Source organism: Reinekea marina, assembly GCF_030409715.1.
Lineage (GTDB): Bacteria > Pseudomonadota > Gammaproteobacteria > Pseudomonadales > Natronospirillaceae > Reinekea > Reinekea marina.
Genome location: NZ_JAUFQI010000001.1, coordinates 1,311,949 through 1,325,778 on the forward strand (window position 1 = coordinate 1,311,949; position 13,830 = coordinate 1,325,778).

Here is a 13,830-nt window from a genome sequence, read left to right on the forward strand (position 1 = left end):
ATACATGTCTCAGCGCGCAATTCAAATATTATCTCCTCGCCTGGCCAACCAGATTGCTGCAGGTGAGGTTGTTGAACGTCCAGCCTCTGTCGTTAAAGAATTAATTGAGAACTGTTTAGATGCAGGTGCTACTCGAATTGATGTCGAAATAGAGCAGGGTGGTATTAAACTTATCCGAGTGCGCGATAATGGTTCGGGCATTCGTAAAGACGATTTGCCGTTGTCATTGTCTCGCCATGCAACGTCTAAAGTTTATTCTTTAGATGAATTAGAAGCATTGGGTTCTTTAGGGTTTCGTGGTGAGGCGTTGGCCTCAGTTGCATCGGTTTCCAGATTAACTTTGACCAGTAAGCCCGCCGATCAAGAAAATGCTTGGCAAGTGCAGAGTCAAGGCCGTGACATGGACAGTGAGGTCAGCCCTGCCGCACATACCGATGGCACGACAGTAGAAGTTCGTGATTTGTTTTTTAATACCCCCGCACGACGAAAGTTTTTACGGACAGAAAAAACTGAATTCAATCATTTAGAAGAAGTGATAAAAAGACAGGCGCTGTCACGATTCGATGTGGCCTTTTCTTTGCGTCATAATAACAAAACCATACATTCGTTGCGCCCCGCGCATTCAACGGCAGAGCAGCAACGCCGTATTGCACAGCTGTTAAAACCTGAGTTTATGCAAAACTCACTGATCATTGATGTTGAGAGAGCCGGCTTAAAAATGCAGGGTTGGGTCGGTTTACCCACTTTTTCTCGGTCAATGGCCGATATGCAGTATTTTTTCGTAAATGGGCGAGTTGTTCGCGATAAAGTGATCGCGCATGCCGTAAAACAAGCTTACCGAGATGTGCTTTATCATGGTCGCCAACCTTGTTTTGTTCTCTATTTAGAACTCGATTCTTCCGGAGTCGATGTTAACGTACACCCGACGAAGCACGAAGTACGATTTAGAGATCAGCGCCTTGTGCACGATTTTTTATTTTCTCAATTGCATCATGCCTTAGCGCAAGTTCGACCCGGCGGCGAATTAAACCCGATTCAAGAAACACACAATGCAACCGAGCCTGCGCTAACCATTAGTGGCCCGCAAGCCGGAGAGTTTGGTGGTCAACACAGTTTGATGATGTCTTCTCCCGCGACCAGTTATCGTGCGCCTTCAGAGGCAAATGCCAATGTTCCGGTGAGTGATCAGGTTGCGTTTTATCAAACCTTGCAACAGCCGAATTCAGTGAGCAGTAGCGAGCAGCAGCAACCCTCATCGCTCAATGAATTTGGTTCGGTGCCTCGTGTGACATTACCTGAAACCGAAAATAAAGATATTCCACCCTTAGGGTTTGCCGTGGCCCAATTGCATGGCGTGTTTATTTTGTCTCAAAGTGAGCAAGGGTTAATTGTGGTCGACATGCATGCCGCCCATGAACGAATCACCTATGAACGTTTAAAGCGCCAATACGATGAGCAAGGCGTGCAAACGCAACCCATGTTGGTTCCCGTAAAGGTGCAGGTGAGTGAGCGCGAAGCCGATGCCGCCGAAGAGTTCAGTGAGCTGCTGCGTCAATTTGGAATCGATGTTGCGCGCTTATCACCAGAAACAATTATGGTTCGGCAAGTGCCTGTGTTTTTAGAGCAGGCCGATGTAGACCCTTTGGTTCGGAGTCTTTTAGCCGATTTTATGGCGCATGAAACATCCGATGGCGTAGTCGCTCATCGAAATGAAATATTATCAAGTATGGCTTGCCATGGCTCTGTTAGGGCAAATCGTAAGTTAACGATTCCGGAAATGAACGGCTTGTTGCGAGATATGGAAAGAACCGAACGCAGCGGCCAATGCAATCATGGCCGACCGACCTGGACGCAGCTCACAATGAGTGAGCTGGACAAACTCTTTATGAGAGGGCGTTAAAATGAGTAAGCCTAACGCTATTTTCTTAATGGGACCTACCGCAGCCGGTAAAACTGACCTAGCTATCTCCTTGGTAGAGCAAGGTGCTTGCGAAATTATTTCGGTGGATTCGGCGCAAGTATTTAAAGGCATGGACATTGGCGCAGCTAAGCCCGATGCACAAACTTTAGCGCGCGCACCGCATCATCTTATTGATATTAAAGACCCGGCTGAAAGCTACTCCGCTGTTGAATTTCGCAAAGATGCCTTGGCGGTGATGGCGCAAATTGCAGAGCGCGGCAAAATACCGCTACTTACCGGCGGCACGATGCTATATTTTAAAACTTTAGTAGAGCCAATGGCTGATTTACCGCCCGGAGATGCCGCGATTCGGGTTCAGCTTCAACAAACGTTTGAGCAACATGGGTTAGACCCTTTACTCAATGAGCTAAAAGAGTGTGACCTAGCCGCATACGAAAAAATTGACCAGCAAAACCCCCAGCGTGTGCAAAGAGCGCTCGAAGTGTTTCGAATTACTGGTAAGCCTATTTCTAGCTTTTGGGATAAAGGCGTTCACGATGGCAAAGGGTCTTTAGCGGAGGCCGCCATAGCAGATTTTCCATATCAATTGCATCAGTATGCCGTGATGCCTGAAGACCGAAAAGTATTGCATGAGCGTATTGCGCGCCGGTTTCATCAAATGATCGATCTAGGGTTCGAGCAGGAAGTGCGTGTGTTGTACGAACGAGGAGATTTGCATCTAGATTTGCCGTCTATGCGATGTGTAGGCTACCGCCAAATGTGGCAATATTTTGAAGGCGAATTAAGTTTTGATGAGATGATTGAACGAGGCATCATTGCGACTCGTCAATTGGCTAAGCGCCAGTTAACTTGGCTTCGTGGTTGGCCAGATGTGACGGTTTTTGATACGACTCAGGCACCTTCGCAACAATATTGCCAAGAAATTCTTGCGCATATTTCATCAAGTTAGAGGGTGAGAGATCGGGCATATGTGTGGTTTTTGAACGTCTAAACCGCCATTAGTCACCATCTTTCCTAAAAATCATTAAATAAACTGTATATAACTACCACCCTTACGTAAAAATCAACTAGAATTCACCTAATATAGTTTTAGAGTGCGGCTAATCCAGACTTTTACTTGTTCGATGTGATGAATATTCACCAATGAACGGGCTGGAGCATTCAAATGCATCATTGTGATTTAGATGTAGCCGATAATTACATCCTTCCAATTAAAAGGAGCACACCATGTCTAAAGGGCAGTCTTTACAAGACCCTTTTTTAAATGCACTTCGCAAAGAGCGTATTCCCGTTTCTATCTTTTTGGTTAATGGGATTAAGCTGCAAGGTCAAATCGAAAGTTTTGATCAATTTGTGATTCTATTGCGCAATACTGTCAGTCAGATGGTATACAAACATGCGATTTCAACCGTCGTGCCTGCGCGTAATGTCAAAGTATCAGTAGATGGTGAAGAAGCTACCGTCGAATAAAGTCGACTGTGCTTATTTCCCTCTTAGCCCGGCATGACCGGGCATCGGAGTTTGTGATTGTTTTTTGAACGCGTAGAAGGCGGCAATCGTGCCGTGTTAGTTCACGTGGATTTTCCCGAGTCAGAACATCGAGAAGATCCAGTGGAATTTGAAGAATTAGTTGTATCGGCCGGAGTTGAGCCTGCCACCTATATCCGTGCGGTTCGCACGACCCCAGACCCTAAATATTTCGTTGGTACCGGTAAACTTGAAGAAATTCGTGAAGCCGTGATTGCCTTAGAGGCTGATGTGGTTTTATTTAACCATGCATTATCGCCTTCACAAGAGCGAAATATTGAAGAAGTCATTGAAGCGCGCGTAGTAGATCGCACAGGGTTGATTCTTGATATATTTGCTCAGCGAGCTCGAACCCACGAAGGTAAGCTCCAGGTTGAGTTGGCCCAAATTCAACATCAAAGCACTCGGTTAGTGCGAGGTTGGACGCACTTAGACCGCCAAAAAGGCGGGATTGGTTTGCGAGGAACCGGCGAAACACAGCTTGAAGCCGATAGGCGCTTATTGAGTGTCCGAATCTCGACCATCAATAAAAAATTAGAAAAAGTGCAGCGGCAACGTAATCAAAGCCGACGTGCTAGATCACGCTCTGATATCTCCACGGTTTCATTGGTGGGGTATACCAATGCGGGTAAATCGACTCTTTTCAATCAATTGACAGATGCCGAGGTGTACGCCGCAAATCAGCTGTTTGCAACGCTTGATCCAACTTTGAGGCGATTGGACATTCCTGATATGGGTGAAATTGTTTTAGCCGATACGGTTGGATTTATCCGACACCTACCCCATAAACTAGTAGAAGCCTTTAAATCGACCTTGCAAGAAACCGCTGAAGCCGACCTTTTGCTGCACGTGGTAGATTGTGCCGATGAAGATCGTCTGGCGAATATGGAGCAAGTTGAGCACGTATTGGGCGAAATTGGCTCATCTGATGTGCCACGCTTGGAGGTCTTCAATAAGATTGATATGTTGGATAACTTTGAACCGGCCGTTGAACGTAATGATGAAGGCAAGCCCGTTCGAGTGTGGTGCTCAGCGAAAACAGGACAAGGCACTTCGTTAGTATTAGCGGCCATTGGCGAGCTGTTGGGGGATGATGTTATTGCGCAAACCATTACCCTTGAGCCACACGAACTTGCCTTACGAGCGGCATTACATGATTACAATGCTGTTCTGGCTGAGAATTATGATGAACAGGGTAATGCGGTGATAGATATCCGCATGCAAAAGAAAGACTTCAAGCAATTGCTAAAACGTAATAACTTATCGGAAGAGCGTTTTGGTGTTGCGAGAGAAAAAGAATTTTTTGAAAAATAAGTGTGCCTGTTAATAGGGTGGCTTAGATGAGTCATCTAAGTCATAAGGGCAGACGTATACTATAAAACTTACTATTAACTAATGGAGTTAACCATGGCGTGGAACGAACCACCAGGTGGCAATAACGATCAGGACCCTTGGGGCAACCGCGATCGGAACAAAAAAAACGATGGGCCGCCTGAACTAGACGATATCATCAAAGACTTAAGTAAAAAGCTAAACAGTTGGTTTGGTGGTGGCAACAATAAGGGTAATGGTAGCGGAAACGATAACAGTAATGGCGGTGGTGTTGGACCGTTGATCGCTGTGGTTGTGATTGCTTTGTTGGTTTTCACGGGTTTCAACTCGGTTTATACCGTAGATGAATCTGAGCGTGCGGTTGTATTGCGTTTGGGTGAGTTTTCGCGAGTAGAAACGCCAGGTCTTCAATTTAAGATTCCTTATGTGGATCAAATCGCTGGCAAAGTAAACGTGACTCAAATTCGTGAGCACAGTTTGCAAAACTCAATGTTAACGGCCGATGAAAACATCGTAACCGTTTCTATGACAGTGGAATACTTGGCCGCCGATGCAAAGAAATTTGCATTGAACGTACGTGATCCTGAATCAACCATGGCACACGCGGCAGAATCTGCCCTGCGTCACGTTGTGGGTTCTGCTCGTTTAGAGCAGATTTTGACAACGGGTCGTGACCAAGTTCAGGCACTTGTTAAAGAGCGTCTACAGAATTACTTAGATGGCTATGATGTCGGTGTTACATTAGCGCAGCTTAAAATTACCGATGCATCGCCTCCAAGTGCGGTTCAAGATGCGTTCGATGACGTCATCAAAGCACGAGAAGATCAGCAGCGTTTAGTCAACGAAGCACAAGCCTATGCCAACGGCATTATCCCAGTTGCACAAGGTCAGGCGGCTCGTCAAATCGCTGAAGCAGAAGCCTATCGTCAAGAAGTCGTTGCTCGTGCAAAAGGTGAAGCTAACCGTTTCTCGGCACTTTATACCGAATACAGTAAAGCACCTGAAATTACTCGTCAGCGTCTGTACTTAGACACCATTGAAAGTATTTATTCAACCAGCAGCAAAGTGCTAGTTGATGTAGAAGGTGGGAATAACATGATGTATTTGCCGTTGGATCAACTGTTGAAAGGTCAAACTGGCTCTGCTGCCAGCAGCTTAACAGGTGGCGCATCGAGCAGTTTGAACAACATGAGCCAGTCTGATGTAAGTAATTTAACGGATCAAATTTTGCGCGAAATTAATCGCCGAAATAACCAATAAGGAGACAGAACATGAATGGTAAAAGTTCATTAGCAATCATTGTTTTAGCCTTGGTTATTTTAGCTGGCTTAAGCAGTTTATATATCGTCGATGAGCGTGAAAGTGCGATTCGACTACGATTCAGTGAAGTTGTGGAATCAGGAATACAGCCTGGTTTGCATTTCAAAATGCCATTAATTGATGAAATTAAGCGTTTTGATATTCGATTGATTACGTTAGATTCTCAATCTGAGCGATTCATTACCAGTGAGCAGAAAAGCCTAGAGGTGGATTCTTATGTGCAATGGCGCATTAACGATACTTCTATGTTTTATACGGCCAACAGTGGCGGTGACTATTTCAGAGCAAATCAAGTATTAGGGTCTCGTGTGAACGCCGCCTTACGTGATGCTTTCGGTGATAAGTCGTTACGTGAAGTGGTAACAGGCTTGAGAAATGATGAAAAATTGCCCGATGCCAACAACATCGATTCAGACTATGGTCAGCGTGATATCTTAATGGCGAACGTGCTTAAAAAGGTTAACGATGTGGCCAAAACCGAATTGGGCATTGAAGTGATCGATATTCGAGTGAAGGCGATTGATCTACCTCAAGAAGTATCGTCTGATGTATTCCGCCGTATGCGTTCTGATCGTGAACAAGAAGCACGTAAGTTCCGTTCTGAAGGTCAGCGTCAGGCTGAAATTATTCAGGCCAATGCGGACCAAACTCGTACCATTGAGTTAGCGAATGCTTTCCGTGAGTCTGAGCAAATTAAAGGCTCTGGTGATGCAGAGGCTGCAGCGATATATGCTGAAGCGTACAATCAAGATGAAGAGTTTTATGCGTTTTATCGAAGCCTAAGAGCTTACCGTAATTCCTTTAACGGTGGTCAAGACATCTTAGTGTTAGAGCCAGAAAGCGACTTCTTCCGTTACTTGAATAATCAAAACGGAAACTAAGTAAAATTCGCTGGTTTCGTAAGCAACCACGTGTATAATCTTGCAACCGGGTTAGTCGCCCGGTTTTTTTGTGCCTTAATTTTATTAACAATGGGACATTGCTAAGCATGACCATCGCCGAACGCTGGTTGCTACCAGACGGTATAGAAGAGATATTGCCCCCAGAAGCCGCTAGAATAGAGGCTTTACGAAGAACCCTACTCGATGAATACAGAGTTTGGGGCTATGAACTCCTACAACCTCCTCTTGCAGAATACTTAGAATCTTTGTTAACCGGTGTCGGACACGACCTCGACTTACTGACCTTTAAAATTACCGATCAGTTAAGTGGCCGCCTAATGGGTATCAGCACCGACAGAACACAACAAGTAGCGCGGATGGATGCGCACTCAATGCCCAAAGAAGGTGTGGCGCGTTACTGCTATTGTGGTGAGGTGTTACACACTAAGCCTATTCACTTACTTTCTAGCCGAAGCCCAATGCAGGTGGGTGCTGAGCTATATGGATACGCCGGTTTAGACAGCGAAATAGAAATTGCATCCTTAATGCTGACCTCGCTCGATAAAGCCGGGTTAAAAGACATTACGCTCGATTTAGGGCATGTAGGTATTTACCAAGCCCTAGTAGAGGAAACTTCGCTTTCAAGCGATGAAAAGAATGAATTATTCTCGTTACTGCGTTCACGTGCAGTTCCTGAGCTAAACCAATGGCTAAATAACGCTTCGTTACCGGAATACCAACGAAATTGGTTTATTCAATTACCGAAAATGGCCGGCAGTGTCACTCAATTATCTAGCTGGAAAGCGCTTTTTGAAAAAGCGCCTAAACAGTTAAGCGAAGCCTTCGATTCACTTGTGACCGTTGCTAATGCGCTAAATGAGCGGTTCCCGCAAGTAAATGTACACGCCGATTTAGCAGAACTTAGAGACTATAACTATCATACAGGCTTGGTCTTTTCGGCCTTTGTTTCTGGGTTCGGTCAAGCCATTGCTCGTGGTGGTCGATACGATGCCACCGGAAGCGTTTTTGGTCGCTCGCGTCCAGCGACGGGTTTTTCAAGCGATTTAAAAGTATTAGCACAACTCACTGGGTCGGATTGGTCAGAACAGAAAGCCATTCTCGCCCCCGTTGGATCCAGCGCCGAACTCTTTAAAGCCATCGCAAAATTGCGATCGCAAGGGGAACGCGTGATTCAACAATTACCAGAGCAAGCTCAGATAGAAGAGCTTGGTTGTGATCGGGCATTGGTTGAAGTTGATGGCCAATGGACAGTTCAATTGATTTCTCAAAACAGGCATAACTAAGATGGGTAAAAACGTCGTTGTATTGGGCACCCAATGGGGTGATGAAGGTAAAGGCAAAATTGTTGATCTACTCACTGAAAACGCTGATGCCGTCGTGCGCTTTCAAGGTGGCCACAATGCCGGCCACACTCTTGTAATTGATGGAGTGAAAACCGCTCTGCACTTGATTCCTTCAGGTGTCTTACGAGATGGAGTTAAATGCATCATTGGTAATGGCGTTGTACTATCCATTACGGCTCTGCTTAAAGAAATGGCTATGTTAGAAGCGAAAGGCGTTCCTGTTCGTGAACGTTTAAGAGTATCTAATGGTTGCCCGCTAATTTTACCTATCCACGTGGCTTTAGACCAAGCGCGTGAAGCCAAGCGTGGCGAAAATAAAATCGGCACAACCGGTCGAGGTATTGGTCCTGCGTACGAAGATAAAGTAAGCCGTCGTGGCGTTCGGTTAGGCGATGTTTTCTCACCTGGCTTTAAAGAAAAAGTCACCGAAGTACTGGAATACCACAATTTCATCCTTGAAAACTACTACAATGCGCCTACGGTAGACGTTGACGCATGCATAGCCGAAGTGATCGCCGAAGCAGAATCCATTAAAGACATAACCGTGAATTCGGTGGCCGAAGTTCACGCGATTCGTGAAGCATCTGGCAATATTATGTTTGAGGGCGCACAAGGCTCTCTACTAGATATCGATCACGGTACCTACCCATTTGTAACCTCTTCTAATACCACCGCTGGTGGAGTTGCGACAGGTTCTGGTGTGGGCCCGTTGTATTTAGATCAAATTATGGGAATTACCAAGGCGTACACGACTCGTGTGGGTGCGGGACCATTCCCTACAGAATTGTTCGATGACACTGGCGCCTATTTAGCCGAAAAGGGTGGCGAAGTTGGCACAACAACCGGTCGAGCACGTCGATGTGGTTGGTTTGATGCCGTACTAGTTAAGCACAGCATCCGTATCAACTCTATCAATGCAATCTGTTTAACCAAACTGGACGTTTTAGATGGCTTAGACGTAGTTAAGGTTTGTGTTGGCTACGAAGATGCAGAAGGGAACAAGGTTGAATGGCCTGAATCCGCGGAAGCTTTCGAAAGCGTGAAGCCTGTTTACGAAGAGTTGCCTGGCTGGAAAGACACGACGTTTGGTGCTAAATCTCTGGCAGATCTACCTGAAAATGCGCGTGCTTATATCGAGTACATTGAAAAAGCAATCGGTGCTCGCATCGATATCGTTTCAACCGGTCCAGATCGCGTTGAAACCATTGTCCTAAAGCACTCCTTCGAAATGTAATGAGTGATCGCCCCAGTAATATCTTACTGGGGCAAATTCCCTATCAGAAAACTACAGTTATTATGAATCACCCGCTATACTCAGTGGCATAATGATAATAACAAACGAAGGATCCCGTGAAAAAACCACAACCTAGTGCTGACCCTCATCTAAAAAGGGAAGCAGAGAAGTATCAAAATCCCATTCCTAGTCGTGAGTTCATTACCACGCACCTTGAAAAACGTAATGGTCCAGCCTCACATGCCGAATTATGTGAAGAACTAAAGCTTACAACAGACGATGATATAGAAGCGCTTCGCCGCCGTTTAATAGCGATGGTTCGCGATGGACAATTATTATGTTCACGTCGTGGTGCGTTTGGGCTCATCGATAAAATGGATTTAGTGCGTGGCAAGGTGATTGGCCATGCTGATGGGTTTGGTTTTTTGAAGCCCGATTCTGGCGGTGATGACCTTGTCTTGAATCATCGGCAAATGCGTTGCTGCTTTGATGGGGATATCGTTTTAGCTCGAAAAGGCCGAAAAGACCATCGCGGTCGTACCGAAGGCACAATTACAGAAGTGCTAGAGCGGAACACTCAAGAGCTTGTAGGGCGTTTTCACTGGGAAGGCGGTTTTGGCGTAGTTCGTCCAGAGAATCGGCGAATTTCTCAAGATATTCTCATACCTCAAAAAGATTCTATAGAAGCCAACGACGGTGATATTGTCGTTGTTGACATAATTGAACAGCCTCAGTTTCGTAAGCAACCGATAGGGCGAGTATCAAAAGTGTTGGGCGAGCATATGGCGCCAGGCATGGAAATAGATATCGCAATGCAAACCTATGACATTCCACACGAATGGTCATATGAAGTCGAAGAGCAAATAGTAGATTTTACGGATCAAGTAGAAGAAAAGGACAAAGCAGGACGAGTAGACTTACGACAAAAAGCCTTTGTCACTATTGATGGCGAAGACGCTCGAGATTTTGATGATGCCGTCTATGCCGAAGATGCCGGCAAAGGAAAAGCCTACCTTTATGTTGCTATTGCCGATGTCTCCCACTATGTCGGCGTTCATACACCTCTAGACCATGAAGCACGCAGTCGAGGTACTTCGGTTTATTTCCCAGAGCGTGTTATTCCAATGTTACCCGAGGTTTTGTCTAATGGGCTTTGTTCGTTGATGCCCAAAACCGATCGACTATCACTAGTCTGCAAAATGCTTGTGAATGGGCAAGGCGTGGTTGAAAACTTCCAGTTCATGGAAGGTGTTATACATTCGCATGCTCGTTTAACTTATACGCAGGTGAGTGAGGTTATTGAAGACAAAGAGGGCGCTGTACGGACTGAATTTGAGCGAGCGCACGGTTCCTCGGTTTTAAATAATATTGATGCTATCTATGCTTTGTATCAAAAGTTTAAATTGGCACGTGCCGATCGTGGCAGCATTGAGTTTGAGACCAAAGAGCCTCGAATTATCTTTAATGATGATCGCAAAATTGATCGCATTGTTGCGACTGAGCGAAATGAAGCGCACAAACTTATTGAAGAGTGTATGTTGGCGGCGAATGTATCGGCCGCGACCTTTTTAGAAACTCTAGAAATTCCTTGTTTGTATCGAGTACATGATACGCCGAGTTTTGAGCGCTTGGAAAACTTGCGCCAATACATGGGAGAACAAGGGCTAGAAGTGGGCGGTGGTTTAAAGCCTCATGCAAAAGATTACCAACGTCTACTGGAACAAATAAAAAGTCGAGACGATTTCTTATTGTTGCAAACGGTTATGCTGCGGTCTATGGCTCAGGCTGTATACCAGCCCGATAACCTTGGCCATTTCGGCCTGGCGTTTGAAAAATACGCCCACTTTACTTCTCCTATCCGTCGTTATCCTGATTTACTCGTGCACCGTGCCATTCGCTCTGTAATTCGAAGCGAAAGAAAAACAGACCTCGTGCAACGAGTCTCTGGCGTTAAAAATATTCCCGCCAAACATATTTATCCTTACGATGTTAAAGATATGTTTGAGTTGGGCGAACATTGCTCGATGACTGAGCGCCGCGCAGACGAGGCCACGTGGGATGTTATAGCTTGGCTCAAATGTGAATACATGAGTGATCACATAGGAGACGAATTTGAAGGTGCCATTTCTTCTGTAGCAAACTTCGGGCTCTTTGTTCAATTAGACGATGTATTTGTGGATGGCTTAGTTCATATTTCCAGCTTACGCAGTGATTACTATCAATACCAAGCTGCAACTCATCGCTTAGTCGGGGAGCGCACGCGAACCGTATACGCTTTAGGCGACCGAATAAAGATTAGAGTTGCTCGAGTAGATTTAGATGACCGTAAAATAGATTTTGAACTTGCCGATGCCGAAGCTCATACCAGTAATCGGAAAAACAGAAGCAAACAATCAAAGCCTGGCGCTAAAGCTGGAAAATCCAGTGCAGGAAAAAAATCATCTACCAACAAACCAAAAGTGAATTCGGCAAAAAGCAAAAAGCCGAAAAAGCCAAAAGTTAAAAAGGCGGGTAAAAAGAAGCGCTAAACTTGCGGAATAAAACGCAAACTAGCAAAGTTAATCGATGCTCTAATGATGGCGGCTTTAATCACAGGAGCATCGGTAACGTCTTGGATCTGCAGATCAACAATTTGCCCTGCATGAAATAAGTCATTCATGTGGGTCAAGTTAAGTTGGATCGGCTCTAAATCGATGCCATCATTCGAAAACTCCAAGCAACGACACATGGCTTCTTTACCTTGGTTATTAATGACCAAAATATTCGCATCCAGCGAAATACGACGAAATTTACGTGCAAGCATGACAAGCTCCGGCGGTGATGGTTGTACTCATTTATAAGTTTAGCAGTGAATTGGAGTCTGTCATGTCTCAATCTATGTGGGTGTTTGGATTACACGCCGCACACAGCGCGTTAGAGCAAAACCCTGATCGAATTAAAGAGGTTGTTTTACTCAAGGGTCGGCAAGACGCTCGAGTCGGAAAAATATTAGACGCCTGCAAAGAGCAGGGTGTAAAGTTCAGGTTAGCCAGCAAAGAAGACTTTGACCGAATTATTCAAAAAAATGAACTTAGAGAAGCTCGGCATCAAGGTGTATTAGTACAAACATTAGCGGCACCGGTTTTAAAAGAAAACGATCTTGAAGCCATGCTCGATAACCTAGAAGAAGATGCATTATTGCTTATTCTCGATGGTGTAACCGACCCACATAACATTGGCGCTTGTTTGCGAACCTGTGATGCCGCGGGCGCACATGGACTTATCGTTCCTAAAGATAAATCAGCCACTTTAACGCCCACCGCAGTAAATATTGCCAGTGGCGCCGCAGACACGGTCCCATTCTTCGCAGTAACCAATTTAGCTCGCACCATCGAGCAGCTAAAAGCACGAGGTATATGGGTTTATGGTACGGCTGGCGAAGCAACAGGATCAATCTATCAAACTAAGCTTACAGGTCCAGTTGCCTTGGTAATGGGCGCTGAAGGTAAAGGTATGCGACGGTTAACCCGAGACTTGTGTGATGGTTTAGTCAATCTCCCTATGGCGGGCACTGTCAGCAGCTTAAATGTTTCAGTTGCCGCCGGAGTTTCCTTATTTGAAATCGGACGACAGCGCCGATTGGCTTAGGAAGGAAACCAGTGGAACAAATTGCAGAACTGGCATTAGAGCTAGATAAACTAAAATCGGTTTATCGAAAATCTTATATTTCGAATACCTCTAGAAGGGAAAATTCAGCTGAGCATAGCTGGCACTTAGCGCTCACTATTATGGGCTTCGCTAAGTTTCTGCCTAATACGGTGGATATAAATAGAATTATCCGTATGGCGTTGTGCCATGATATTTGTGAAATTGGGGCAGGCGATGTAAGCGCCTACTTTGTGACCGATGCTCAGTATGAGAAAGAGCTGCAGTATATGTCGGAGTTTGAATCTCACTTTCCGGGCATAGGCACAGATGCAAAAGCTTTATGGCAAGAGTATGAAGATGGGCAAACCGAAGAGAGTCGTTGGCTTAAAGTATTCGATAAACTACTTCCATTTATTCTGAATATTCAAAGTCGCGGACTAACCTGGCAAGAGCAAGGTGTGACGAAAAACATGGTACTCAAACACAATGAATTTATCGCTGATTTAGCACCAGATATTCATAAGTGGATGTTGGCACAAATTGACAAGGCTGTTGAAGCCGGTTGGTTAGGGTAAGAGAGCTAAAAGTTATAAACTGCAAGTATTTTTGAACAAAGGTCTTCAT

12 protein-coding genes are annotated in these 13,830 nt (G+C 45.2%); 11 read left to right on the forward strand and 1 reads right to left on the reverse strand.

Annotated elements, in window-relative coordinates:
- Positions 1–4 precede the first annotated feature (4 nt).
- The 9 genes from mutL to rnr all read left to right on the forward strand — a co-directional run bounded on the left by mutL (position 5) and on the right by rnr (position 12,107).
- Positions 5–1,900 (forward strand): DNA mismatch repair endonuclease MutL, encoded by a 1,896-nt coding sequence (gene mutL / locus QWZ13_RS06870; RefSeq protein ID WP_290281105.1) that lies wholly within the window; start codon positions 5–7, stop codon positions 1,898–1,900.
- A 1-nt stretch (position 1,901) separates the two neighbouring features.
- The gene (miaA, locus tag QWZ13_RS06875; protein ID WP_290281106.1) at positions 1,902–2,870 is read left to right on the forward strand and encodes a tRNA (adenosine(37)-N6)-dimethylallyltransferase MiaA; all 969 of its coding nucleotides are present in this window, start codon (positions 1,902–1,904) and stop codon (positions 2,868–2,870) included.
- Between the two features lie 278 nt (positions 2,871–3,148).
- On the forward strand, positions 3,149–3,391 hold the full coding sequence (gene hfq / locus QWZ13_RS06880; protein WP_216001184.1) for an RNA chaperone Hfq: 243 nt from the start codon (positions 3,149–3,151) through the stop codon (positions 3,389–3,391).
- A 57-nt stretch (positions 3,392–3,448) separates the two neighbouring features.
- Positions 3,449–4,762, forward strand: a complete 1,314-nt coding sequence (gene hflX, locus QWZ13_RS06885; protein WP_216001183.1) for a ribosome rescue GTPase HflX — start codon at positions 3,449–3,451, stop codon at positions 4,760–4,762.
- Between the two features lie 81 nt (positions 4,763–4,843).
- Positions 4,844–6,040 carry an FtsH protease activity modulator HflK gene (hflK, locus tag QWZ13_RS06890; protein WP_290281107.1) on the forward strand — a complete coding sequence of 399 codons (1,197 nt, stop codon included), beginning with the start codon at positions 4,844–4,846 and terminating at the stop codon, positions 6,038–6,040.
- 11 nt (positions 6,041–6,051) lie between these two features.
- Positions 6,052–6,981 carry a protease modulator HflC gene (hflC, locus tag QWZ13_RS06895; protein ID WP_290281108.1) on the forward strand — a complete coding sequence of 310 codons (930 nt, stop codon included), beginning with the start codon at positions 6,052–6,054 and terminating at the stop codon, positions 6,979–6,981.
- Positions 6,982–7,049: 68 nt separating this feature from the next.
- On the forward strand, positions 7,050–8,285 hold the full coding sequence (locus tag QWZ13_RS06900) for an ATP phosphoribosyltransferase regulatory subunit (protein ID WP_290281109.1): 1,236 nt from the start codon (positions 7,050–7,052) through the stop codon (positions 8,283–8,285).
- 1 nt (position 8,286) lies between these two features.
- Positions 8,287–9,579 carry an adenylosuccinate synthase gene (locus tag QWZ13_RS06905; RefSeq protein ID WP_290281110.1) on the forward strand — a complete coding sequence of 431 codons (1,293 nt, stop codon included), beginning with the start codon at positions 8,287–8,289 and terminating at the stop codon, positions 9,577–9,579.
- Between the two features lie 116 nt (positions 9,580–9,695).
- Positions 9,696–12,107, forward strand: coding sequence for a ribonuclease R (gene rnr / locus QWZ13_RS06910; RefSeq protein ID WP_290281111.1), 2,412 nt, complete (start codon positions 9,696–9,698; stop codon positions 12,105–12,107).
- On the opposite strand, the gene QWZ13_RS06915 is transcribed toward rnr, so the two are convergent.
- On the reverse strand, positions 12,104–12,337 hold the full coding sequence (locus tag QWZ13_RS06915; protein WP_290281112.1) for a hypothetical protein: 234 nt from the start codon (positions 12,335–12,337) through the stop codon (positions 12,104–12,106). The genes rnr and QWZ13_RS06915 overlap by 4 nt on opposite strands.
- Before the next feature lie 62 nt (positions 12,338–12,399).
- Between QWZ13_RS06915 and rlmB the strand changes: the two genes are divergently transcribed.
- A complete protein-coding gene (gene rlmB, locus QWZ13_RS06920) occupies positions 12,400–13,206 on the forward strand; it encodes a 23S rRNA (guanosine(2251)-2'-O)-methyltransferase RlmB (protein WP_353959010.1) in 807 nt (268 codons plus the stop codon).
- A gap of 11 nt (positions 13,207–13,217) precedes the next feature.
- Positions 13,218–13,781 (forward strand): HD domain-containing protein, encoded by a 564-nt coding sequence (locus QWZ13_RS06925; protein WP_290281113.1) that lies wholly within the window; start codon positions 13,218–13,220, stop codon positions 13,779–13,781.
- Positions 13,782–13,830: the final 49 nt, after the last annotated feature.